The sequence below is a fragment of the Rhizobium sp. SG570 genome, from assembly GCF_012275345.1.
GTDB classification, from domain to species: Bacteria; Pseudomonadota; Alphaproteobacteria; order Rhizobiales; family Rhizobiaceae; genus Rhizobium; species Rhizobium lusitanum.
This window is the reverse complement of record NZ_JAAZQI010000010.1, coordinates 1-24299: the sequence shown is the minus strand read 5'-3', so window position 1 is coordinate 24299 and position 24299 is coordinate 1. Positions and strand designations below refer to the sequence as shown.

The 24299-nt window shown below is 58.1% G+C and carries 15 protein-coding genes and 1 pseudogene; 9 read left to right on the top strand and 7 right to left on the bottom strand.

Annotation, left to right across the window (positions count from 1 at the left end):
* Window positions 1-67: 67 nt before the first annotated feature.
* The 4 genes from FHT28_RS20080 to FHT28_RS20065 all read left to right on the top strand — a co-directional run bounded on the left by FHT28_RS20080 (window position 68) and on the right by FHT28_RS20065 (window position 8306).
* Window positions 68-2626 carry a PD-(D/E)XK nuclease family protein gene (locus FHT28_RS20080; protein WP_246704903.1) on the top strand — a complete coding sequence of 853 codons (2559 nt, stop codon included), beginning with the start codon at window positions 68-70 and terminating at the stop codon, window positions 2624-2626.
* The gene (locus FHT28_RS20075) at window positions 2626-5784 is read left to right on the top strand and encodes a UvrD-helicase domain-containing protein (protein ID WP_168597142.1); all 3159 of its coding nucleotides are present in this window, start codon (window positions 2626-2628) and stop codon (window positions 5782-5784) included. Before FHT28_RS20080 ends, FHT28_RS20075 begins: the two co-directional genes overlap by 1 nt.
* A 10-nt stretch (window positions 5785-5794) precedes the next feature.
* Window positions 5795-6400, top strand: coding sequence for a methionyl-tRNA formyltransferase-like protein (locus FHT28_RS20070; protein ID WP_168597141.1), 606 nt, complete (start codon window positions 5795-5797; stop codon window positions 6398-6400).
* A gap of 85 nt (window positions 6401-6485) precedes the next feature.
* Window positions 6486-8306, top strand: a complete 1821-nt coding sequence (locus FHT28_RS20065; RefSeq protein WP_168597140.1) for a DUF262 domain-containing protein — start codon at window positions 6486-6488, stop codon at window positions 8304-8306.
* A gap of 627 nt (window positions 8307-8933) precedes the next feature.
* On the opposite strand, the gene FHT28_RS20060 is transcribed toward FHT28_RS20065, so the two are convergent.
* The 4 genes from FHT28_RS20060 to FHT28_RS20045 form a co-directional block, all read right to left on the bottom strand.
* Window positions 8934-9314 (bottom strand): DUF6883 domain-containing protein, encoded by a 381-nt coding sequence (locus tag FHT28_RS20060; protein WP_168597139.1) that lies wholly within the window; start codon window positions 9312-9314, stop codon window positions 8934-8936.
* On the bottom strand, window positions 9307-12273 hold the full coding sequence (locus tag FHT28_RS20055) for a DEAD/DEAH box helicase family protein (protein WP_168597138.1): 2967 nt from the start codon (window positions 12271-12273) through the stop codon (window positions 9307-9309). The genes FHT28_RS20060 and FHT28_RS20055 overlap by 8 nt, the downstream gene beginning before the upstream one ends.
* A gap of 4 nt (window positions 12274-12277) precedes the next feature.
* On the bottom strand, window positions 12278-15514 hold the full coding sequence (locus FHT28_RS20050) for a site-specific DNA-methyltransferase (RefSeq protein ID WP_168597137.1): 3237 nt from the start codon (window positions 15512-15514) through the stop codon (window positions 12278-12280).
* 426 nt (window positions 15515-15940) lie between these two features.
* Window positions 15941-17068, bottom strand: a complete 1128-nt coding sequence (locus FHT28_RS20045; protein WP_246704902.1) for a hypothetical protein — start codon at window positions 17066-17068, stop codon at window positions 15941-15943.
* 134 nt (window positions 17069-17202) lie between these two features.
* On the opposite strand from FHT28_RS20045, the gene FHT28_RS20040 reads away from it, so the two are divergent.
* From FHT28_RS20040 to FHT28_RS20025, 4 genes are all read left to right on the top strand, one after another.
* Window positions 17203-17442 carry a helix-turn-helix transcriptional regulator gene (locus FHT28_RS20040; protein ID WP_081938754.1) on the top strand — a complete coding sequence of 80 codons (240 nt, stop codon included), beginning with the start codon at window positions 17203-17205 and terminating at the stop codon, window positions 17440-17442.
* A 456-nt stretch (window positions 17443-17898) separates the two neighbouring features.
* Window positions 17899-19077 carry a Fic family protein gene (locus FHT28_RS20035; RefSeq protein WP_168597136.1) on the top strand — a complete coding sequence of 393 codons (1179 nt, stop codon included), beginning with the start codon at window positions 17899-17901 and terminating at the stop codon, window positions 19075-19077.
* Between the two features lie 631 nt (window positions 19078-19708).
* A complete protein-coding gene (locus FHT28_RS20030) occupies window positions 19709-20965 on the top strand; it encodes an MFS transporter (RefSeq protein ID WP_168597135.1) in 1257 nt (418 codons plus the stop codon).
* A 237-nt stretch (window positions 20966-21202) separates the two neighbouring features.
* Window positions 21203-21556 carry a hypothetical protein gene (locus FHT28_RS20025; protein ID WP_168597134.1) on the top strand — a complete coding sequence of 118 codons (354 nt, stop codon included), beginning with the start codon at window positions 21203-21205 and terminating at the stop codon, window positions 21554-21556.
* A 24-nt stretch (window positions 21557-21580) separates the two neighbouring features.
* Here FHT28_RS20025 and FHT28_RS20020 read toward each other — a convergent pair whose 3' ends face one another.
* Together FHT28_RS20020 and FHT28_RS20015 are read right to left on the bottom strand one after the other, a co-directional pair.
* Window positions 21581-22165 carry a hypothetical protein gene (locus FHT28_RS20020; protein ID WP_168597133.1) on the bottom strand — a complete coding sequence of 195 codons (585 nt, stop codon included), beginning with the start codon at window positions 22163-22165 and terminating at the stop codon, window positions 21581-21583.
* Window positions 22158-22373, bottom strand: coding sequence for a hypothetical protein (locus tag FHT28_RS20015; protein WP_168597132.1), 216 nt, complete (start codon window positions 22371-22373; stop codon window positions 22158-22160). Before FHT28_RS20015 ends, FHT28_RS20020 begins: the two co-directional genes overlap by 8 nt.
* 145 nt (window positions 22374-22518) lie before the next feature.
* On the opposite strand from FHT28_RS20015, the gene FHT28_RS20010 reads away from it, so the two are divergent.
* Complete coding sequence (locus FHT28_RS20010) at window positions 22519-23049, top strand: phospholipase D family protein (protein WP_168597131.1); 531 nt, start codon at window positions 22519-22521, stop codon at window positions 23047-23049.
* A 122-nt stretch (window positions 23050-23171) separates the two neighbouring features.
* Here the strand turns inward: FHT28_RS20010 and dinB are convergent.
* Window positions 23172-24203, bottom strand: a pseudogene (gene dinB / locus FHT28_RS20005) (DNA polymerase IV); the annotation flags it as partial.
* Window positions 24204-24299: the final 96 nt, after the last annotated feature.

Genomic DNA, 24299 nt, shown 5'->3' with positions numbered 1-24299 from the left:
CGGATCGCTGGATAAAGACATTGTCGGTCCCCTCGGACTGGTCCAGACGCTTGAAACCCAGCTAGGAATGCTTACGCCGAGCATTTCGAAGGCAGTGCGCATTTCGACTTATCTCGCAAAGCTTCGCTCTTGCGGTGGCGATCGTTTCTGGGCCTCATCATTTTCGAAGGATCCCTGGTCTACAGCCAGCACTATCCTCGAATGGCGCGATACGCTGGTGGGCAGTGGGTGGCGTGGTAAGGAGATCGGTAGCAATCGCCTCGATGATCTCGCTGCCGCAGAGGCAGTCGAGCCAACATTGCAGGCGGGCTTGGAAGACCGCGCCATTGCTTTGCTCGACGTCCTCAAGACAAGACCTGGCTTGAGAATTCGTCAACTCGGTTTGGCAGACCGGCGGGATCTTTCGCCGCCACTGTGGGCATGCATCGTTGACGCTCTCGAATCCATCGGGGTCACCATCTTCCAACATGAGCAGCCCGAACTGGCGCAAGAGGGCTCCGACTTGCGAATAGTGCAGCGGGTTCTGTCAGGGGAGCCCGTCCAGCCACTAGCCGGCGACGGCACTTTTACAATGGTGGAAGCCGATACGGAACTCATGGCGGCTGAAACGACCGCCGACTGGTTAGCAGCCTTGCCGTCGGAGGACCTGCGCGGAACCGTCATTCTCGCTTCCGAGGGCGATACAGCGCTCCTGGACCATGCTTTGCGCGCGAGGGGCATTCCAGCTCTCGGGCTCTCCGCCTCATCACCTTGGCGCGGAGCACTGCAGGTTCTTCCTCTGGCTTTTGCCGCCGCGTGGCAGCCATTCGACCCACGCGTGCTTTTGAACCTTTTTCTCCTTCCGCGGCCTCCTGTTGCGGCCTGGGTTGCGCGTCGGCTTGCTCGTGCTCTCAGCGAAGAGCCAGGCGTCGGTGGCCGCGTCTGGAGAGAAGCATGGGCCCAAATCGAGGATCGCCTGCTCGAAATCAATGCGCGATCCGACGCGGATACAGCGCGCCGGAAAACCGACACGACGCTTGCGGAATGGCGCGCATGGACGGAGGTCGGGCGCTTTGCGAGAGGCGAGGGGATGCCACTGTCGGAGGCGATGGCTATCTGCGGGAGAGTGGCCGCTTGGGCGATGCGTTCGGACGGTGGCGAGGGCGACCGCTTGCTGATGGCAGTCTCGAATGCTGCAGCCGCTGTGTCTGACGCCCTGAGCCGCTTGGAGCTCTCGGTCATTCCCGCCCTCCTACTCGAGCGGGTTGTCTTGCAAGTCTTGTCGGAGGGCGTTCCCAATCCGGACCATTTTGCGGAAGCGGGTGCTATCCGTGCCGTCAAGACGCCGGGAGCATTGTGGTCCTCGGCCCAGCGCGTCATCTGGTGGCATTTTGTCGGTCCTGGCGAGAAGATCACCCTCTTACCATGGGACAATGCAGAGCGTGAAACGCTCATGGCAAATGGAGTGGAGATCGACCCGTCACCGGCGATTGCGGGCCGGATCGAAGCCGCCCATAGCAGCGTCATCCGGCGTGCCCTTGGAAGCCTCATTCTCGTGCGCCCGGCGCTTGCGCGCGACGCGCAGACAACCCTTCATCCAATGGCGCATCGTTTGCGTCCTCTTTTGAGGGAAAGCGGATCGGCGATCACCTTCAAGGCGGAACGGTTGCTGCGTGAACCTGATGCCGTGCTCGCCGGCAGGATACTTCCTCGTCAGCTTGTTGAACGGCAAGCGCAGCCGCCAGCAGGGATTCCAGTCTGGGCAATACCGCCGGGAACGACACGCCTCACCGACACCCGTCGTGAGAGCGCGACTTCGTTGACACGGATGTTGAACTGTCAATTGAGCTGGTTCGCCCAGGATATTCTCAATCTTCGGCCGGGTCGTTTTGCAGAAATCCCAGGCACCGACCAGCTCTTCGGAAATCTCGCCCACGAGATCGCTCGCCGACTCCTCCTTCCGGGTGCACCACCCGCCGAAGCCGGTGTCAGGACGGCGGCTATTGGACATTTCGAAAGCCTGCTTCCCGAGATCGCAGCACCGTTGCTCCAGCCCGAACATGCCGGAGAACTCGCGGCCGCTCGCGAAATGGTGCCACGTGCCTTGGAGGCGCTCGTTCGCCTGCTCCATGCTCAAGGTCTGGAGATCGTCGGGTCGGAGCTCGATCGGGAAGGCATCCAGGGGCAGCTCCTGCTTCAGGGCAGACTCGACCTCCTGGTTCGTCGCGGCGACCGGATCGCCGTTCTGGACCTCAAATGGACCCGCTCTGAACGGCGATATAGGGAGGAAGTCGCGTCCGGGCGTGCCATCCAGCTAGCCATCTATCGCGGGCTTTCGGCCAGCGACGGGACGGGTGCTCCGGGGGGCTATTTTCTGCTGCGCCAGCGACGCATAGTAGCCGGTCCGGGCTCCATTCTGACCGGCAATCCTATTGAAGCGGATATAGATGACCTCGCTACGCTTGGGCATGTGACAAACGATTGGCGTCTCTGGCACGATCTCACCACGAAGGGGACGCTGATTGCGGCCGGTTTCCCCGATACCGGTGATCTGCGACCTGCTGGGCTTGCGATTGATGCAGCGAAAGAACCCTGCCGCTTCTGCAATTTGCGCGGCCTCTGTCGCGTCTACGAGGAGCTTGTTTGATGTCGCGACTGACGACCATTACCGCCGCCGCTGGCGCCGGAAAGACGACGAGGATCGTCAATGACATCGCCGACGAGGTTCTGGTGCGTACCCCCGAACAGATCCTTGCGACGACGTTCACCATCAAGGCGGCGGATGAACTTGTCGAACGCGCCCGCGCCAAACTATTTGAGCAAGACAAGGCGGACGCAGCTGCCCAGTTGCTCGGTGCGCGCTTCGGCACTGTTAACGCCGTTTGCAGCCAAATCGTCAGCGAATTTGCCATCGACCTGGGGCGCTCGCCGTCGACCAATGTCATCGGTGAATCCAACATGTCGCTGTTATTCAGCGTGGCCGCGGACGGTGCAATCGCCGCACGTGCCGAAGTCCTGAACGAACTCGCGGACCACTTCGGCTACAATGATCCTCGTGCGCCGGGGACGGGAGAACCGCCTGACTGGCGCCGGTCGGTGCGTAGTATCGTGACCCTCGCGCGGGCAAATGGAATTGAGGCTGACCAGCTAACCTCGTCGGCGCAGCGATCAATTGAGACCTTTCTAGCATGCTTTCCACCTCCTGCGGCAGACGCCGCGGACCTAGACGCAGCACTGGCCAACGCGTTGAAGGATGCCTTTGAAATGCGCCCGGCCATCGTGAGCAGCACGGGAGCGGATTCGGTCGAAACGATCAGAGCGGCGCATGAACGCATTTTACGCGGCGAAACGCTCAGTTGGTCGACTTGGGCGCGTTTGACCAAGGTGAAATGCGCGCCCACCAAAGACGGGCAACCTTATAATCAGGCATTGACCCGTCTTATCGCCGCGGCGGGGCGGCACAGCGAGCATCCGCGGCTCCGGTTCGAATGCGAGCAGTTCATCACGGAGACGTTTGATTGCGCCGCCGAGGCGTTGACCGCTTACCAGGATTGGAAGGCCGAGCGTGGGCTATTGGATTTTACGGATCAGGAAGCTCTCGCGCTAGACATCCTCAAAACACCTCACCTGGCCGCAAGGCTCAAGGAACGCGTCAGCCGTGTCTTCGTCGATGAGTTCCAGGATTCGAGTCCCTTGCAGCTTGCCGTGTTCACACTTCTTGGGGAACTGGTCGATGAGAGCACCTGGGTTGGTGATCCGAAGCAGGCCATCTACGGCTTTCGCGGCGCCGACACCGAGCTGACCCAGGCTGCGTTTCTCGGCGCTGGCGGAAAGCCCGAGGACAATCCGGTCCTGTCCAAATCATGGCGAAGCCGCAAAAGCCTGGTCGACCTTTTCAACGCGATGTTTACGCCGGTCTTCGAACGAATGGGACTGCCGGCGGCGCAGCATGCGTTTTCGGGCGCGGCGCGATCCGACGCTGGCTTTGACATGCCATCGGTCGGCTGGTGGTGGCTGATCGGCAAAGTTGATGAGCAGGCGCAGGCCCTCGCGGAGGGGATCCGGCAATGTCTGGCCGAAGCCGATGAATGGCTTGTTGGAGACGACAAGCGCGATCACAGGCCAATCACGCCAGGTGACATCGCCATTCTCTGCCGTTCCAATACCGATGTCGGACGTTTTGCCCTCGCTCTTAGCCGTGCTGGACTTCCGGTGGCAGTTGAACGATCGGGACTTGCGCGTACACCCCATGTGGAATTCGTGCTCGCCGCATGTCGGCGCGTGGCTGACGCGACGGATCGCCTTGCCCTCGCGGAACTCGCCCGCTTCTTCGCCAATGATTCCGGCTCAGATGCTTGGCTCCAGGCTGCTACCTCTGATGATGCCGACGCAGCGCTCCGGGCAGCCGTGCCGATATCGGATGCGCTTGATAGGCTTGCGGCTCAATTGCTCAATTTCACGCCGGCCGAGCTGGTTGACGCCGTACTCGCGTTACCAGCACTGTTAAGCCATATCGAGAGCTGGGGCGATACCGCTATGCGCTTCGACGACCTCGAGGCCTTGCGCGGCTTCTCGCGTGCCTATGAGGAAGAGTGCGCCGCATCCGGCTCGCCCGCGACCCTGCAGGGACTTCTGCTAGCGCTTGACGGCGCGGAGCCGAAACGGCCCCCGAGCCTTGCCAGCGATGCGATCCAGGTCATGACCTACCACGGATCGAAAGGCCTCGAATGGCCAATGACTATCTTGACCGGACTTTCCTGGGAATCGAAAGCGCGGCTGTTCGAGCCGGTCGCCGAGACGACCGGTGACCTCGATTGGCGCAACCCTCTGGCGGAGCGGTGGATTCGCTTCTGGCCGTGGCCTTATGGTCAAAGCGGAAAAGGCAGCACGATCGATGTGGAAGTCGCGAACTCAGAGACGGGGCGGCGCGCGTTGCAACGCGCTGTCGAGGAAGACACCAGACTTCTCTATGTTGGCGCCACGCGAGCCCGCGACTATCTGATCTTTGCTCCGCCAGCGAAAGGTCCCCTCAATTGGCTGAGCCTGCTCAATGCGCCGGAGGCCGCAGCGCATGTCGTTCCTCCCCAGAGCGACGATAACCAGATCGGTATCGGGAATAGGAATTTCACAATCGACGTAAGGGCTCTGGCGACGAGCGGGGTGGCCGCGGAGCGTGACGCGCCGCCCACCTTCGTTCGAACGCGAACACTCGAATTGCAGGTCCGTCCGCCCTTGTTCCTGAAACCAAGCGAGGCGGAAGGTGGAAGCTGGAAGATCGTCGAAAGGGTTGACCTTGGCGGAAGGCTCCCGATTGACGGGATCGCCGACATTGCAGCGCTAGGCGAAGCGCTCCATTCCATAATCGGCTATGATGATCCAGACCGCGACCGAGGTCAGCGCCTTGCCGACGCGTCGTCTATCCTGACGCGTTGGAACGTGATTGGCTTCAAAGCAGATGATGCGCTTATCGCCAGTGACCGACTAGCAACCTGGCGCCGCGGCCGATGGCCGGTGACCAGGAGCATTGCTGAAGTGCCCGTCACGTCACCCGCAGCCGATCAGCTTCTCAAGGGCCGCATTGATATGCTGGTCGAAACCGGGATTGATTTCGCTATTATCGACCACAAGAGCTTTCCCGGCCGTTTCGAGCTTTGGGAAGAACGAGCCGTTGGCCACGCGCCGCAACTTGCTGCCTATGCAGGTGCGGTGGAATCAATCACCGGACGGCATTGCTCTGAACTCTGGATCCATATGCCCGTAGTTGGCACAATGTTTCGATTGGCTCCAGTGACGCGCGATCCCTGAAAGATAAGCCATGGCCGCCGGCGCAACGCCGGCCAATCTCCTCGAAAGTGTTGAGGTTAAGGTGCAGCAACTTAACGACGTTTTTTGTCAGGCTACGGCTTCCATCGGAGGCCTCTACTTTCATCTACCAGTCCATGGAAGCGATCCTAAATTTCGCGAACGCGTATATTGCTATGAATTGTATCACCAACTTCGGCAGATCTGGCCGTCGGACACTGCGTTCGTGTTGAACGGTGAAGTAGACAAACAAGGACACGCTCTGATCAAGGCAACCGGCGCCCGTCTCGCGTCGCCGGATCTGCTTGTTCACATCCCCGGATCGATGGAAAACAATCATGCCATCATTGAGGTGAAACCTGGTTCTGCGCGGCTTGGCGGCATATGTAAGGATATTCTAACGCTATCTGAATACTGTCGCCTCGTAGGCTACCATCGCGCTATTTACCTGTTCTATGGCGAACTTCCAGAACGTCTGATCACCCGAGCGATCGAGATTGTCACAAAAGTCAACGGGCCGATCACTCCCATAGAGTTGTGGTTCCACCCTCATCCCGGAACACCGGCCGAGCTAGTCGGCACATTGATTCACGGTGACTCTGCGTCCAAGGGCTTTTGAAATGCCTGGGCGCGCTAACGCGTAGGGGAGTTGACTAATCTTGTCCTGAAAGGGGACAAGCAGATCATCACACGGGGCTTTATGCATGAACAAACAGATCGATCCGCAAGACCGGAACATTAAATCTCTTTTCCAAGACTTTTACCGCGTTCCCGATTATCAGCGGGAGTACGTTTGGGGTGAGACGGACCCTCGCGGTGAGGGTGGCGAAGAGGTCGAACAATTTCTGAGCGACATCTACAACGAGTACCAGAATGCCAGTAAGAACGACGCGCCTGAGTATTTCATCGGGACCGTCGTTGTTTGCCGCGAGGCAGGCGATGTTTTCGACCTCATTGACGGTCAGCAGCGAACCACAACCGCCTATCTCACATTATGCGCGCTCCGCGATAAGCTGGTCGCTTTGAAGGCAGAAGTTCCAGAGGAGCTTCCCGGACAGATCATTTATAGCTCCACCAACTGGCAGGGTGAGACAACGCAAAGTCTAAGACTTGACCTTCAATACGAAGATGCAGGCGACGTCCTCAGAAAGTATGCGGAAGGTGCAGGCACCGACGCCCCCAGCAGTGGGACAAGGTCGATCCGAAATCTCTACAACGCCTATCAGACAATCAAGGAATTCATTGAGACCACGCTTAAGAACGATCCAGCCGAAGTTCGCCGTTTCTACGGCTACTTCACCAACAAGGTGAAGATCATCCGGATCGAAACTCCGACCGTAGCCGTAGCGTTGAAAATATTCGAGACAATCAATGATCGCGGCGTCGGCCTCGACGCCATGGACCTGCTCAAGAATCTTCTTTTCATGAACGCGAGGGGTGAGGAGTTTAGCAAGCTGAAAGCTGTGTGGAAACAGCTCACCGATGCTATCTATCAGGCGAACGAAAAGCCGCTACGGTTCTTGAGGTACTATCTGCTGGCGGCGCATGACGTAGATGGAAGTCTTCGTGAAGACGCGATCTACGATTGGTTTCGGAAGAACGCGGAGCAAACCAATCACGAGAAAAAACCGCTCGTTTTTGCCGGAAAGCTCCTTGACGCTGCCAAGGCGTATGCCCACTTCTCAAAGGGCCTGAACATATCTGGCGAAGAAGAGGCGGGAATCATCAACATCCGTCTCCTCGGCGGAAAGTCCGTAAAACAGCACTTTATTCTCCTGCTTGCTGGTCGCTCGCTGTCCCCTGCGACTTTCAGCAAACTTGCCGACGAACTGGAGAAAACCATGTTCGTCTGGCTACTGACCGGCACGTCAGGTAAAGAGTACGAAAGACGTATTATCGAAGCTGCTCATCAGCTCAACAAAATCGGTGATGCGCAGTTCGAACTGTTTTTGGAGAAGACCTTGCGTGCCGAGCGTCAAACGCTGGCCCTTGAATTCCGGAGGACATTGCTTGGTCTGAAGACCTGGCAGCTCCGCAGCTTCCGTCTTCGCTATCTCCTGGCAAAGCTTACGCAGCACATCGACCTACAGGCATACGGCCCGAGTGCATCGCGCGACCGCCTGTCCGACTACACGGCCGGCGGCAACGACATTGAGCACATCTTGGCATCGAATGCTTCTTCCGAGGCTATGGAAGAGTTTGGCGAGGGTGCCGCCGATATTCATATTCGCCAGTGTCTCGGCAACCTGTTACTCATCGAGAAAGCGATCAACAGGGCGCTTCAGAACGGCCGGTATTCCGGAAAAATCGTAGCGTATGAGCAGTCGAAATTTCTGCTAACGAAGTGTCAGGCGGATGCTGCAGCGCACGAGGTGGGCAAGGACGACAGGATTACGGCAACCGTGCGCAAGCTTGAAAGCTGGCAAACTTGGAATGCGGTAGCTGTCACAGAGCGTCAGGAGTTTCTGAGTAAACTGGCGGAGGTCGTCTGGGACATCCCAATGCCTTTAGCATCAAGCAACTGACAAGGAGTATCAGCGGCTGCACGAAGGGTTATGCGCGGACTACCTGACACGACTAAGGTGCTGAGCCAGTGCAGGTAACCAAATGCGATAAAGCGCTTCGAGCCCCACCTGCAGTGCGGGCTGGCCCGTCAAAAATGTCCGGGTTGAATATCGCTCCGTGGGACTCTGTATGCAAATCGTTAGGGCTGCTTGATTACAGGCCGCATCTCTATCAAGATCTGCAGATCTCGACCGTCACGCCAAGACCGGTTGGTCCGTCTCCGGACCCAACCCGGTCATCACAATCAAGCCAACCACTTGGCCTCCCCAACAAATTCGTTTCAGATGGAGTTCGGAATAACAGGGTTGATGGTTCTATTCCCGTTAAGGCGAGACAACTAAGGCTTTGCGCCCCCATTGCGGTCCTTCGGATGCCTAGTCTCCAATTCTAAGAGCAGCCGTTCGTTTCAGTAATCTCTGTTTGTTTCTATAGGTTCATTACGCCCATAATTCTCCGTCAGTGAATGGCAGTTTGTTCAGCCAGATGGAACCGTTGAGGTCCCGCCTAGTCATTGGTCTCCATTGCGCGCTGATTCGAGTCACCCAGCGTTGATGTTGTTTGATTCCTCGTCCCGAAATAGCGCCTGCTTAGGCTGATTCGATTGGATGCGCGGTAATCAAAATAGGTGGTAGGCCGTCTCCGTGATCATTCCAAACCGTCCTAATGCAATAACCGCGGCCATTCGGCATCCCGACAAAGCAGTCAACAACCATCTTCGTTCCGAAGGCATGTTTCTCTACTGAAGCGATAGGATTGCAAGCAGCGTGCTCTCGCATCGTTTCCTTAAATGACTCAATGTCTTCACGTTTGTGGCCAACGCCTTCAAAAAATTTGGCCTTCGCCGCTCCTATTTGATGGTTACTGTTGAGAAGGTAGTCAGCGACCTTATTATCAGCGATGCGAAGGTCTTGGGGGTTCCCAATCCACAATTGCTGGTCTGGTGGCTGCCGAGGCGGGGTGTCATGCATCGATCGGCTCCAGATCACTCCCGAAAACCGTTACTGTCAGGGCCGGGGCAAGCGAAACCTCAACCTCGTATGCATCTCGCGACGGATAGCTATCGACGATGACTCCTTCGGTGCCTGCGGGAATATCGATTCTCGCGGCCGTGAATGCACGCCGCAGCCTGACTAGGGAATGGGCGGCAAACCGATGGCCCGCTCTCCTCTGGATAATGTCCTCAATTTGATGGGGAGCAAACGCTACGTCCCAATCCCAGCGACCGAAGCCACCCGAAGTATTGATTGCCTTGATCCACTCGTCGAGCGCTCGCCTTTTTGCCTTGTCCTGCGGGCTGTCAGTGCCCTTGACTTCCAGCGCCAGCATCGTCCCACCTGTAAGGCGGACGAGGAAATCCGGAACATACCGTCGCCGTGAACCGGCCCACATGTAGTAGATCTGGAAGCCGAGATGATCGTTTTTGGCGTAGGCGATGACGTCGTCGCGCTTCTCGAAGATGTTCGCTGCATGTCCCTCCCAGGATGAATCCCCAACCAGGTGGCTGATATGCGACTTGGTGGTCGGAAAGCACGGTTTGGTGGTGTACCAGGTCCGCATCTGGCCGGTGGCGCCGATCGGGTTTTCCTCGTCGAACACCGGCGTCAGACGTTCCGTGTTCTGCTCGGTCACGTTGCTCAGAACATGCTGAACGACAAGGTCGATGTTCAGTGCGATCAGAATCCGCCGCCGAAGCGGGTCGGAGTGGAACAGCGACGGAATGTCGAGGCGGTCGGAGTCGAGGAACGCCTCGACGATCCTGACCAACTGCGCCGCAAGATACTCGTGGTTACCCGAAAAACCGTGGCCGAGTTCGGCGAAGGCCTTCCGCGCGGCCTGAAAGACGAGACGTTGCAGACGAAAGCCGTCAGGCAGTTTCTCGAGGTCGATGGCTGTCACCTTGCCCATGTCGGTCGCGCCGCCGAGCGCGGGGGCCAATTCAGCGTTGATTGGCGTGCTGGCAGGGTCGAGCACGAGCGGTGTTACCTTGCTCCAGTCCATGGAAAGTTGCGGTCTCACGACCGTTTCAACCCGTAGCACGTTCGGCCAGCGAAGTTCCAGGTGGGCCCGCTCGGGCAGGACTTCAATCTGGGTGGTCGGCTTCGGAGGCGGCGGAGCTTCCCCGCCTTCGCCTGTTTCCGAAATGGAAAGCGGCACACCGAAAACGTTGACGTATTCGGGCAGGAACAGACCATTATCGTCCGTGTCATAGGACACCCGACGCAATCCGCGCCCGACGACCTGTTCGCAGAGCAACTGCGAAGTGAAGGCCCGGAGACCCATGATATGCGTGACGTTCTTGGCGTCCCATCCCTCCGACAGCATCGCAACCGATATAACATTCTGCAGATCCTGTCCGGCCGCACCCCGCTTTCCGACGTTGTCCACGATCTCACGCAGCAGTTCTTCCTTCTTCAGGGCGCGGAACTGCTGGCGGCGGGTCTCGGGGATGGTCGCAGCGTCGATGATTGCCTTCAGTCGCGCCTCGTAATCCTTGTCGGAGGTCGCGGTCTCGCCGATCTCAGCCTTCTCCAGCACCTTGGAATCGACCCGGAGCGTCCGGGTCGGCGCGTGCAATTCCGGCCAGTGCGCATCGCCCTTGTTGAAATAGGTCTCGATGCGGGCTGCGGTTTCGGTGCGGTTGCAGACCGTCAGCATGACCGGCGGGGCATGATGCCCGGCCTCCTGCCATTGCGCCCGGGTTTCCCGCCAGTCGGCGCCGAGCAGCGTATAGGCGTCCTGGACCAGCTTTGGCAGCGCCTCATGCGCTTTGGCCTTGCGGCTCAGATCTTCGGAAACGGTCGGGTCGCGGTAAATGTGGTAGAGTTTCGAGCGCAGCGTCTTCGCATCCGGAACCGCATCGTCCCTGACCACCACGCGCGGAGTCTTCACCAGCCCGGCCTCGATCGCGTCGTTCAGGCCAAAATCCGAGATGATCCAGTCGAACAGCGCCGTATCGGTGCTCTTCTTACCCGTCGGCGCGAAGGGCGTGGCCGACAGGTCGAAGCAGCGCTGGATGCGCCGGGTCTTGTGGATGCGGTCGAGCCCCTCAATCCAGCGCGTTGCCTCGTCGAGGTCGATGCCATGCTCCTCGGCATGCTTCTTGCTAATCTTCACCTCGGGCGGCTTACGATAGGCGTGGTGCGCCTCGTCGTTGATGACGATGATGTCCTTGTGCGCCGCCAGCTTGCCCAGCACGCGCCGTGTGAAGGCCTCGTCGGATTCGCGCCCCTTCTTCACCACCGAGCGGTCCGCTTCCTTCAGCGGCATCAGCGTGTGCCAGTTCTCGATCATCACCTCCGCCTGGTTCAGCTTCTGGCGCAGGGCCTCGGACGGGCACAGGTTGAATTCGTCGTAATAGCTGCCCTCGCTGGGCATCAGCACCCGCAGCCGTTCCTTCACCGTCAGGCCGGGCGCCACAATGAACACGGCGCGGCTGAAATCCTTGTTCCGCTTAGGATAGGTCAGGGCGTTCAGCACCTGCCACGTGATGATCATCGCCATCACCGTGGTCTTGCCCGCGCCCGTCGCCATCTTGTTGCAGAGCCGCTCCCAGACGCCACCATCGCCTGGGATCGCGATGCCCTGTTTATAGGCCTCGGCGCCTTCGACCCACCAGATCAGCGTCTCGATGGCCTCAAGCTGGCAGAAATAGAACGGATGCTGTCGCGCTTCGCGGTCGTGCCAGTGCTCCAACAGTTTGCGGGTGACGATGGTCACGCCGGGCCAGCCGTCTTCGCGCCACTGATCCACGCGGGTGCGGATCGTGTTCACCAGAACCAGCACATCGGTGCGCTTGGTGTTGTTACGCGCGTCAAAGACCTCGTAGCTTGCCGGTCGCCGCTCGGGCTTGATCTCCAGCTTGCCGCCCTTGGCCTCGACCCAATGCTGCGCCGGGCAGACGAAGGGCGAATTGATGATGAGGGACATGGGCTTATCCCTCCAGCGACATGATCTTGAGCGACTCGATCCCGCGGTCGTCCACGATCTTGACCGCGATGCGACGGTTCTCGCCCGCTTCGAAGGGCAGCGAGACGGTGCCGTGGAACTGCTCCAGCATGTCTTCGTCCAGCTCTGCCCTCACGGTCTTGCGCAGGCGGTTCCAGCCGCCCTTCGCATCCGCCATCGGGAAGAACACCTGATGCGGCATCAAGGATCGGTTGTCGTAATCCACGTCAAGCGACCACATGGCGATCTGCTTGGTGCCGCCCGAGACCAGATCGCCCTTGCGCGGATCGAAATAGTCGAAACCGTTGACCTGAACCTCCCACAGCCCGTCCTTGCGCTTGCGCAGGTCCACATCGGGCTGGCCCATCAGCCAGAAGGACTGGTTGGAACTGCGGCCCTTCTTCAAGTCTTCGGTCAAAAGGTCGGTGTTCATCTGCGCCTTGAGCAGCGTTACGCCCGGCCAGTTCACCTCGTCGATGTCCTTCGCGGCCTCCGGGTCGAAGGTGAAGGCGCAGAACAGGATGAATTTGGGTGACGGGCGCAGCGTCTCGGCCTCGGTCAGCGCCAGTTCCACCTGCCGTTGTTCCAGCGCCGCATGTTCGGGGCCGAAGCTGACGACGACACGCTCGCCCGAATCAGTCAGCGATCCGCTGGCGTGGATGTGCTTCAGCCCCGGCAGCGTCTCGAACTCGGCAAAGCGCAGCATGGCGCCGCCCTTGCCGCGCACCCCGGTCTTCAGAAGCTCGTCGCGCCACAGCGCCTGGCGCGAGGTTTCGCCGGAACGGGCGACAGTCTCATTGGCCTCTTGCGGCGGGATGCTGTCGTCCAGCGACAGGACAGTCGGCGCCGGCACCGCCTCGACCGAGAATGGCCCGCAGATGCGCAGCTTGGATCGGTCGATGCGCGGCTTGTCGTAAAGCGTCTCCTGCTCGGCATGGTCGGCGATGGACTGGTCCATCCGGCGCTGCATCGCCTGACGGGCGGCATGGAAGGCGTCGAACGACGTGTGGGCGGGCTCGGGCCAGTCGCCCGGCCAGTCGAAGGGAACCTCCCATTCGTGCAGGGTCTCGCCCTTGGCGAAATCCACCGACTTGCCCTTGCGCACGCCCTGCGTGGGCTTGAGTGGTTTCGGCGGGCTGGCGGTCAGGGCGGTGTTGAGGTCGGCCAGCGCCGCCGCGATCTTTGGGCGGTCTTCGTCCCAGATCATATCGATGTCGGGGTTGTTGGCGATGCTTTTCAGCGTGATATGCGGCACGGTTTCATAGTCGAAACCACCACCGAGCCCCTCATGCGGATAGCGGAGCGCGTAGTAGTCGAAGCTCGCGGTCATCAGCCGCTGCTTGGCCAGCGTGATCGCCACGCGGCTGGTGTCGCAGGTGATCCAGCGCCGCCCCCATTTTTCGGCGACGAAGGCAGTGGTGCCGGAGCCGCAGGTCGGGTCGAGCACCAGATCGCCCGGATCAGTGGTCATCAGAAGGCAGCGTTCGATGACCTTAGCATTGGTCTGAACCACGTAGGTTTTGTCTGCACCATATCCTCCGCTTGCAGTGTCCGTCCAGTTGTTCGAGAAAGGGAAAAACGGGAAATCAATTGTGTATCGGCGAAACGCCAGAGTGGTGCCATAGCTTTCCAATCGTCCGCTACGCTGGAGCTTTGACAGTCCTTCGGAATTCGTCTTCCAGCCACCTTTTCCCGGCTTGAATGTTTGCCCGAACGCATCAAACGGAACGAGAGTAGATTCGCTGCTGGAAGCAGAGGTGAGCGGAGAGCGCCGGTAGACGATCGCAGTCTCAGGCAAAGCGGTCTGATCGCTCTTCTCTGCTTTCGTCATCTTTCGATAGGCGATCTCATCGTGCCGGACGAAATCGTAGTTAACCCATCCGAAGCCCTCGCGCTCCTGATACATGACATTAAACTTGGCAGCGTTTTTATTCCGCGCATACCAGACAATGTAATCGTTGGTGTCAGGAAGAAAGTTTCCTGCCTGACCGGTGGTTTTCCGAAATGAAATAATGCCCAAGAAATTCTCGACGCCGAGAATTTCATCCATCATTTCACGGACGTGGTGCACGTTCTCATCCGAAATCTGCACGAACACCGACCCGCTCTCGGTCAACAATTCCCGCGCCAGCACCAGCCGGTCACGCAGATAGGTGAGATAGGAGTGGATGCCGAGTTCCCAAGTGTCCCGGAACGCCTTGATCATCTCGGGTTCCTGGGTCAGGTCGTCGTCTGACCGGTCCTTCACATCGCGCTTGTTGGTGAAGGGCTGAAAATTCGACCCGTATTTGATGCCATAGGGCGGATCGATGTAGATCATCTGAACCTTGCTGCCCATGCTCTCCTTCGTCAGGAGGGAGTTCATTACCAAGAGGCTGTCCCCCGCCACCAGCCGGTTCGACCAGCCCTTTTCGTGGTGATAGAAATCCAGCGCCTGGCGCAGCGGCAGGTTCTCGAACGGCGCCGCGAACAGGTCCGGCTGCTGCCACTGCGCCGCGGCATTCTTGCCCTTCAGCCGCTTCGCCGCATTGGCGAGGACCGTCGCCGGATCCACACGTTCATGAACATGGAGCGAGACGGTATCGACCTCAAAGCTCGTCCGCTCCGCCTTGCCCGTCCAATTGAGATAGGGCGCCTGCAGCCGCTTCAGCTCCTGCAATGCATCCTTCATCTGCTCGGGATCGTCGCTGGCAAGCGCGTCGTCGATCAGCTTCTCGATCCCCGCGCGCGCAGAGTCGAAGTTCAGCACCGGGTCGAGGTGCGGGTCATAGGCCCAGACCGTCTTGTCGCCATCCGGATCGGTGCCGGCATGGACCATCCCGACCTCGGGGTTGTTCACCCGCGTCTCGCCGTGGCGGTAGGACAGCACCTGCACCGGCCCGTCCGGCCTGCGCGCGACCTTCTTTCCGGCCTTGGCCCGTCGCTGACGCGAGGCGGCCTCTTCAGTGTGGGTCAGTTCGAACCCGTCGTCCTCGTCGCTCTCATCCTCGTCCAGGTCGTCATCCTCATCGTCCGGTTCATCTGTGACACGGAAGATCGACCCGCCACGTCCCTTACCACGCCCCAGCACGCCCTCATCGATCAGCGCATCGCGCGCGGCTATGTAGTCGTCTTCGGCAAGGTCCGGCATGTGCTCGCGCAGCAGCGCTAGCATGGCCCCGTTGCTAATGGTGGAACCATCTTCGGGTGTCAGGGACAGGATCAGATTGGAAATATCGGACATGGGGCCAGGAACTCACGAAACGGTCTTATTTTCCATTACCTATCGCGCCAATAGTCCGTTTGCACGTAGAAATTCAATTTACTTACGCCCGACCGAAGATCAGAAGGCGAGTATGCGAATGGCCGATTCGGCGGAGCTTCAGCGCAGTATCGAGGGTTGTCGCAAATGGCCGCTAAGGGCTCTACGTGGTGCCGTCCCTGTCAACGCAGAACGTCTGCTTTACCCGTTGGCCTCTAAGAAACGGCCTGACAGGTTGCGGCCCCCTTCCGGACAGCTCATAATAGACCAGATGCTTGATCTGGCTCATTTTATTTACCGCCTTGCATCCGAAATTATGGCGGGTCGTTGGTTCATATCCGTTCAAGAGCAACCCAAATGTTGCAGGCGTGAGGTAAACCCAGCTAGCGCCGGCTGGGTAAGGCGTAATCACGACGATGCCCGCAACGCCTTTCGCACTTTCCGTGAGAGCTCATCGACAGTCGCCATCACTCGGTTCACCTGTGACAGCGTGGACATGAGCTCTGGGACATAGCTGACAACGTGATACTCGTTGCTTGCGGAAAGCGTTGCCAGATGCGCCACCGTACGCTTGCGCAGAACAAGGCCAGCTTCAGACGCCAAACGCGTCCGCTCGCCGAGGTCGTGCCGAAAACCGCGGATCGTTGCGGGGTCCACGCCTTTGGCGAGCAAGAATGCATTCAGATAAAGCTCCATCGCATGGAGCGCCAGAAGACGCCGTGGTGCCTGGTTGGGCTTGGACGAGCCCTCGCCAAGCTTGTTGGCTGCGTCTTGGTACTGCATCGCCAAATTTAGAATGCCGCGTACGCCTGCTTTTTTTCCAGGGTATGCAAATCCATTGCATGATTTTGGCCGGCACTTCTCCGCAATGCGGATGAGATCCTTCAGCATCGTCCGCAGCTCGGGCCACGGTGCATCTTCGAACTTCAGGGTGGGATCGTGCATGACGATGAGGCAATGGAGCTTCGCAGTGACTTCTGTCAGCGACGAGGGCCGTGTGATCCACATGACACGTCCGGATATTCCAGCTCGTTCCGCGAGTTCTTGTTCGAGCGCGACTGCGGCACTGTATCCCAATCGCCGATCCGCTTCCTTCCATCGTCTCCGGCGCCGACGAAGTTCGGCTCGGGCCTGAGACAGGTGTTCGGCATCGAGCTGAGAGGCCATTCGTTTGATGTCGGCAAAAGATTGAACCTCGACGGCGCCATCCATTCCAACATTCCGTAGCGTCGCGACCGGCAGACCACCGGCCTCGTCGAGCATTTCCTTTTCCAGCTTTTCTCGAAGACGGGTGGCCCTCACGCGCTGTTGGTGGCACGCATACCAGCGAGGCCACATTTCTCTGACGGGCGTCGGGCCTGGCTCTGTTCGCGGACCGTCAGGATCTTCGATGCGAGAGTTCAATAAGCGCGAAGCGACGGAGAGGAGGTTTCGGCGGTCGATAATGTGCGGCAGGTTTTCTGACGTGCCGCGCTCTGGATTTTCTTTTCTACGCTTAATTGCAGGCAAAGTTCTGCTATTCTCAGAATCAGCCATGATCCAAGCTCCAGATAGCTAGATTGTGGTTAGGCTGGCCGAGGTGGTGCAAACACCAAGGCCAGCCGACAGCAGCTTAGGAGGGTACAGTTGCCGGTGCAATTGAGCAAGAGAAATCACAACAGGGTTGTGAAATGAACGCCATTCAGTGCAAACTAGCCCGTATAGCATTAGGCTGGGGAGTTCGAGAACTTGCGCAGGCAGCAAATGTTTCAACCCAGACAATAAGTCGGTTGGAACGAGGAGAACAATTACGAAATGGCACTGTGGACGGCATAAGGCAGGTGTTGGAAGATGCTGGTATAGAATTCATTCTGGAAGACGGCGATGGCTATGGAATCCGGATCAAGAAGCCGCAATTGCCGCCATCATAGATAACTGACTGTCCCCTTTGCGAGTTTTTGATCTTGCAGGCTGATCAGCTTCATTTTGACAACTATATGTTGTATATCTTGACTGTTTATCTCCGTCCGTTGTCCTAGGACCGAGGACGCTAAGCATTAGCTTTGCTCAAATATCAAAGCCGAAGGCAAATTCTCTGGTGCCGGGGCCAACATGCCTTGGATTTCGACACTTCCGTCACCAGGCACCAATGCCGAGGGCGAGCGGAAATTGGAGCGGACTATTAACAAAATATGCATGGCGAAGGCGGCATTTCAACGTTGGCTATATCGATCGTCAGCAAGATTGCATGGTGGGCACGGAATCTGGCGTCTGCTCTTGAGGTCGAGAGGACGATCTCCACTAATTAAGGGCGCTTATCTAAGGTCGTTTGTTATTTAAAAAAAGTGCCACTTGCTTAAATAGTGGATGGAAATCATACTAAGCATATGTCTGTTTCCAGTCCTAACCCGCGCCTCGGCCATTTTGTCAAAACATCAGCAGCAAGCGAGACAGTGCGGGCGTTTGTGCCTCCGCCATTGCCGCCCGAGCCACCCATCGATGTGCTTTCGCTACTGGAGCGCCTCAGTCTGGCCGAGCGTGCGCTCGGCCGTCTGGATGGTATCACAATGCTGCTCCCGCGCCAGGAGCTGTTCCTTTACATGTATGTGAGAAAAGAAGCAGTTCTTTCCTCGCAGATTGAGGGGACACAGTCGACGCTTTCGGATCTTTTGCGATTTGAAACCGAAGCTCAAGCGGGGCAACCGGTCGATGATATTCGTGAGGTTTCCAACTACGTTGATGCGATGATGTACGGTTTGGAGCGTTTGGAAACGCTGCCAATGTCATTGCGCCTGATCCGAGAGATGCACGCACGACTGCTTCAAAGCGGGCGGGGGGGCACCAAAGATCCCGGAGAATTTCGGCGCTCACAGAATTGGATTGGAGGCACACGACCCGGTAATGCGCTCTTTGTGCCGCCACCCGTGACGGAAATGGCGAGCTGCCTGGATGCGTTCGAGCGCTTTATGCACGATGATCGATCCCGGTTACCGGCATTGATCAAAGCCGGCCTACTACATGTCCAGTTCGAAACGATCCATCCATTTCTCGATGGCAATGGCCGTATAGGTCGCTTGCTTGTGACCTTGTACCTTTGCATGAACGGCGTTCTACGCAAACCACTGCTATACCTCAGTCTTTACCTCAAGGCCCATCGAAGGGAATATTATCGATTACTACAAGAGGTCCGTGAACATGGAAACTGGGAGGCTTGGCTAGACTTCTTCCTGACAGGTGTGGCCGACACTGCCAATCAGGCATTTGGAGCCGCCACTCAGATCGTCGACCTTTTCAAGGAGGACAGGGAGAAAATCACGAGCAAGAGCGACAGAGCTGGATCGGCCCTTCGTATTCATGAGCTCTTTCAGCAAAATCCCTTTCATACAGCAAACCAGATTGTTCAAATGACCGGCCTGTCTGCGCCCACTGTCAACGTGGCACTCGCCGATTTGGAGCGTTTGGGCATTGTCGAGGAGGTGACAGGCCGTAAACGTGGCCGTGTCTTCAGCTATCGCAGATATATCGCAATCCTAAACGAAGGCACTGATCCGCTGCCTGCTACCTGACAAAAATCAGTGGGTTGAAAGTTCTGATCCCTTCAAGACCGCCGTTCGCGACTCTCGTCGGAAAGCTCGTCGGTTATACCATTGATTACCCGGGGCGCTCATGGAGCGACATGTTTTCGGAGCCGGCGATGGAGGCAGACCGTCAAACACTTTGTCAGAAAGAAGCTCGCGCTAACGACGGGTTAGGAGCAGCCTCGGCTGATCAAGATACCCACGCTCTGGCGTCTTCCTACACGAACGCGATTTTCGCATCGGTCAACACCTCGCCGGCACGATTAACATGCTGAATCCCGAGATGGTGATTACAGGCGGTGAAGCCATGCGCTTTGGGCCTGCATTCACTGATGCGATCCAGAGTTCGCTCGGGGAATTCACTTTGGGCAAACTATTGCGGCGATGTCGAAGTCCGGTTCGGCCTCGAGCTCGAACTGACCGAGCGGCTCAAGGTGGAAAACGTCGTCTCCTGCCGCGACGGTTTGGGCGAATATTTCGTAAGCGGGACAGAATTGTTGGCAGTGCCGCCATACTGGACAATTGTGCCATTCCCCATCCTCCATCATAATCTGTGGTTGCGGGCGAGGAGATGCTCGAGGTAAGTAAGGGAACAGCCTTGTGATGAAGATCAATATCGATGGTGGTCGCGTTGCAACGATTGCCTGATAGCCTTACGCCCCTCACTGTGCCGAAACTACGACGGCTGCTCTTCGCCCAGATCCCCTCTGATCTTGCCGATTGGTTGGACTTTGTGGCGCTAAGCGCGCTCGTGGCATTTCAATGGCAGCTTGGACCAGTAGCAGTCGCGAGTTTAACTTTGGCGCTAGCCTTACCGTATGTCGTTCTAGCCCCCGCCGTTGGCGTTCTAGTGGACCGAGCCGATCAGCGAACACTGTTAATTGCGAGTAACGTTATACGCGCTATTTCGACGGCGGCGTTTGTTCTGGCGCCAAATCTGGTAGTACTCCTTGTATGCGTTGTCATTAAATCCAGCGCTGACGCTTTGTTTACGCCCGCAAAGCAAGCTGCAATTCCACTCCTTGCGACCCACGATCGACTGTTGTCGGCAAATAGTCTTAGCCACGTCATCAACCAGCTGACCAAAATTGTCGGCCCGGCGTTGGGTGGAATTTTGACCGTATTCCTCGACTTGCAGCAGATTTTCCTAGTGAATGCTTGCTTGTCGCTCATAGCGGCTTTGATTCTCCTTGGCCTGCCTAGCGGTCTGCGCCCGGATCGGATGGGAGCGGTTCGGGGGAAGTTTGGCCAAGAGTTTATCGACGGCCTAGTTCACATTCGCCGTAGGCCGATCCTTGCCACCTCCATTCTGGCAATGGCCCTCGGCTATTTCCTAATATTCCTGTACGACGGACTCATTGCACTCCTAGTCAAAGAAATTGGATTTTCGAGCGCCTTACTTGGGGCATCCGTGGCATCCGCAGGCGCGGGCGGAGTAATTGGTGCTTTGCTTCTCGGACAATTCTTTGGACAACGTGACCCTTTTCAACTGATGATCGCTTCGGGCCTTGTCGGAGGTCTGCTAATTGCCTTCATGGGACATGTTGGGCGCGGCGATATCGTGATTCCTGCTGCGGCCTTCTGTCTACTTCTATTTGCCACAGGTTTGGCCAGCGCAGGTTTCTTCGTTCCCTATCGAGTGGTGCTACAGAAGGAGACACCACTTGAACTTTTAGGGCGCGTTGCGGCGGTAGGCGAAGGGCTCAGCGCAGCGGCGATGATGGCTGCCCCGCCACTTGGGGCCGGATTAGCGGAGATTGCCGGGGTGGCCGCACCGTATCTGGTTAGTGGCTACGCTACCGCCTGTTTGGCATTTGTGTTGCTCTTTGTACGGCGTCGAGTGAACAATAGGAATGACTTGGTTCCTGATGACTGACGCGGCGAGAGTCGGCACGGAATCGGAGACGGGGAGCTGTAAATTCATGAGATCGATGGTCTGGATGAAGAGGAAACCAGACACGACCGCGTAGCGTGATTTACAAAGCTCGTTGCAAGACCCCAGCCTTGCCTCACATGCGTTGACGGGATCTATGGCCTCGATGAAACATTTCAAAGATGGTGCAAGAACTATCCAAACCTGTCACGATCGCCGCCTGTCTAAGGGAGAGTATCCATGAGGTTCGGTCTTTTTCTTGCCATAACGACGTTGGGAATCGTCGCCGGTAGTGAGGCGCAAGCAGCCGCTGGCCGCGATTATGAAGTCACATATTACAAGGAATACGGGCTCAAGACGCAAGTCGGAACCTTCTACAAGCCGTGCGGCACCGGCACAGCGAGACTGACTGGGCGCCGGACGCCCTATTTTACGAAATCTCAATCGACATGCCTGGGCGGTGGCGGGCACTCGCCAGCGTCGGTCAGTTGCCACTTCACCCAGCCGGGCTGCACGGACGCTCTCGCCCGGGTGATCCCGAAGAAGCCGCGCAAGAAAGTGACCACCGCCAAAACGGTGAGACATCCTAGTTAATCAGCGCCTTGCTGACGGCATCGTCTAGGCCTGGGGTGGCATCGTTAATTTGACGGCAACGAGGGCATCCTTGTCGATCGATATCGCGTCGACGAAGGTCTTGATTGTCTCGTCCAGGCTCGCCCCAGCTTTCGTCCATGTCGCAGCGCTCGTCATTCCCCTCGTACTGACTATGCCGCATGCTTCGCCGGTTTCATCGTCAACGGCGATTTCCAACGTACCAACTGGGATGCTGTCAGGAGCGAGGTAAATGCCGACCGAGTGGAATTGAACTTCAGATCGATCCGCGACTGCCGATATCAATTCCGGTTCTGCCTGGTCTGGAGGCATATCGCTAGGAGGGGACCAATAGTAGAACGGCTCGAAATAGGGATAGTCCAGCAAGGTATGGAGGATCTCGCGTATGCGGTCGAGCTGATCGCGCAAGGCCCGCGACTTCATCATCCCCCTATCCTTGAACCGTTCGTCATAACAGCGAATGTTCACGTGGCGCACGAATTCATGGAGGGCGATCGCATCGGCGCCGCTGATGGTCATGACGTCCGCCTTCGGCTTGGGCTCGTCGCCGTACGGGTCAGCATCGTCTTCCAGATAGATCAAGTCATCCATTGTGGTTCTCCTTCAGGTTCACTCCCTCGTAGGCGCCGATGCCCTTGAGCACGCTTCGGGCTTCGCTAATCCGCCGCCGAAACGCGTCCGATTTGGCGATAGCGCCGTTTCGCTGCCGCTGGTCAAAGACGTCCTCACCGAGGAAAGTGACGAGATCCCTGAAGACCTCCGCGTCGTGGAGCGTGATCGTATAAGCGGTCGTTTGCATGGCGCACGTCTCCGTTCCGCCGGTCAACGGCGGTCTTAACCATGAGAATTCTGGAAAACTCAGGCTTGCTAAGCCTCGTTTGTTCTTATTATGTTCACGTTGAGCGATTGAGTCAAGATGACTCTCGAAATGCTATGGAGACGATATGAAAATCGCCGTTGCCACCATCGCGGCTCTGATCCTTGCCAGTCCGCTCGACGCTGCTCAGGCGGTAACGGCTGAAGTTGGCGTCTGCTTCACGCCTGCAGAGCAGTGCGAGGGCCGGATTGTCGCGGAGATCGATCGAGCCAGATCCGCCATCCGCGTTCAGGCATATGGTTTCACGTCGCTGCCCATCATCCACGCGCTCCAGCGAGCTGCGGTGAGGGGCGTCGAGGTCCTGGCGATCCTCGATAAGGTGAACGAGCGGAAATACTCTGGCGCGACTCTGCTCGAAGCAGCCGGCGTACCGGTTTGGATCGATTTCGAACCGACCATTGCCCATGACAAGATCATCGTGATCGACGGGCATCTGGTGATCGGAGGCTCCTATAATTTCACGGCGGCAGCGCAAAAGCGGAATGCCGAGAATGTCACCTTCACGGATAGTCCGGAGATTGCAAAGCAGTTCTCCGACAATTGGGATAGCCGGCTGAAGGTATCCAGGGCGTTTGAGGGGGCCGTGCGGGGGAATTGATTGATCGTAGCGCAAGGCTGGCCGAGCCAGGCATCCTTTCCAAGCTGTTGATCGGAGCTTCCAGAATAGCCTGTCGCAGCTCATTCGGCGGCCGGCTTTTCGTTTAAACTTAGCTAGATTGCTCAAAGGGCAAGGGCGAGCTGGGGCTGGCTTCCTTCGTCGGCCGTATCGAGGGAGGAAAGCGTCACGCCAAGCAATCGAATCCCCCTCGGAACGGGAAAGATCGGCGACACCAACAAGTCTACGATCTCGGCGATTTCGGCGGCACTGGCGACCGGCGCGGCGACGGTCTTACTCCGTGTGATCTGGGTAAAATCGTCCCACTTCACCTTCAGCGTCACGGTCTTGCCGCGGATGCCATTGGCCTCGCAATAGCGCCAGACCTTGTCGATCAGCGGCTGCAGGCCGGCGCGAGCGGTCTCGAGATCATGAATGTCCTCGCGGAATGTGTCCTCGGCGCCGATCGATTTGCGAATGCGGTCGGGGTTGACCTCGCGCTCGTCGACACCGCGGGCGATCCAGTAGAAATACGGTCCCGACTTGCCAAAATGCTGCTGCAGGAAGGAAAGGTCGCGCGCCTTCAGATCGGCGCCGGTCTCGATCCCGAGTTTTTGCATCTTCTCCGCCGTCGCCGGCCCTACGCCGTGGAATTTCTTGACGGGGAGGGCTTCGACGAAGGCCGGCCCATTCTTCGGGGTAATGACGAAGAGACCGTCCGGCTTGCGCTGGTCGGAGGCCATCTTGGCGAGGAACTTGTTGTAGGAGACGCCGGCCGAGGCGGTGAGGCCAGTCTCGGCCCTGATCCTGGCGCGGATCTGCTCGGCGACCTCGGTCGCGATCTCGATGCCTTTCAGGTTTTCGGTGACGTCGAGATAGGCCTCGTCCAGGGATAGCGGCTCGATCAAAGGTGTATAGTCCGCAAAGATCTCCCGAATCTGCTGCGAGACGGCGCGATAGACGTCGAAGCGATGCGGCACGAAGATCAGCTCAGGGCATTTTCGCTTGGCGGTGACCGAGGGCATGGCCGAATGCACCCCGAATTTGCGTGCCTCGTAGCTCGCCGCGGCGACCACGCCACGCGCTTCCGGATAGCCGACCGCAACCGGCTTGCCTCGAAGCTCGGGATTGTCGCGTTGTTCGACTGAGGCATAGAATGGTAGAGTAGGCGATGAGCGCCTAGCCGCCTCGCAGCGGGTGGTCTCTCATCGCCTCTCGCCGAACCGGACGTGCGCCTTTCGTTACGCATCCGG

Coding starts and splice junctions, on each gene's coding strand:
- FHT28_RS20080 (WP_246704903.1), top strand. CDS start 68: ATGCTTACGCCGAGCATTTCGAAGGCAGTGCGCATTTCGACTTATCTC.
- FHT28_RS20050 (WP_168597137.1), bottom strand. CDS start 15,514: ATGTCCGATATTTCCAATCTGATCCTGTCCCTGACACCCGAAGATGGT.
- FHT28_RS20040 (WP_081938754.1), top strand. CDS start 17,203: ATGAACGCCATTCAGTGCAAACTAGCCCGTATAGCATTAGGCTGGGGA.
- FHT28_RS20065 (WP_168597140.1), top strand. CDS start 6,486: ATGAACAAACAGATCGATCCGCAAGACCGGAACATTAAATCTCTTTTC.
- FHT28_RS20070 (WP_168597141.1), top strand. CDS start 5,795: ATGGCCGCCGGCGCAACGCCGGCCAATCTCCTCGAAAGTGTTGAGGTT.
- FHT28_RS20035 (WP_168597136.1), top strand. CDS start 17,899: ATGTCTGTTTCCAGTCCTAACCCGCGCCTCGGCCATTTTGTCAAAACA.
- FHT28_RS20075 (WP_168597142.1), top strand. CDS start 2,626: ATGTCGCGACTGACGACCATTACCGCCGCCGCTGGCGCCGGAAAGACG.
- FHT28_RS20045 (WP_246704902.1), bottom strand. CDS start 17,068: ATGGCTGATTCTGAGAATAGCAGAACTTTGCCTGCAATTAAGCGTAGA.
- FHT28_RS20030 (WP_168597135.1), top strand. CDS start 19,709: ATGGTGGTCGCGTTGCAACGATTGCCTGATAGCCTTACGCCCCTCACT.
- FHT28_RS20055 (WP_168597138.1), bottom strand. CDS start 12,273: ATGTCCCTCATCATCAATTCGCCCTTCGTCTGCCCGGCGCAGCATTGG.
- FHT28_RS20025 (WP_168597134.1), top strand. CDS start 21,203: ATGAGGTTCGGTCTTTTTCTTGCCATAACGACGTTGGGAATCGTCGCC.
- FHT28_RS20020 (WP_168597133.1), bottom strand. CDS start 22,165: ATGGATGACTTGATCTATCTGGAAGACGATGCTGACCCGTACGGCGAC.
- FHT28_RS20015 (WP_168597132.1), bottom strand. CDS start 22,373: ATGCAAACGACCGCTTATACGATCACGCTCCACGACGCGGAGGTCTTC.
- FHT28_RS20060 (WP_168597139.1), bottom strand. CDS start 9,314: ATGCATGACACCCCGCCTCGGCAGCCACCAGACCAGCAATTGTGGATT.
- FHT28_RS20010 (WP_168597131.1), top strand. CDS start 22,519: ATGAAAATCGCCGTTGCCACCATCGCGGCTCTGATCCTTGCCAGTCCG.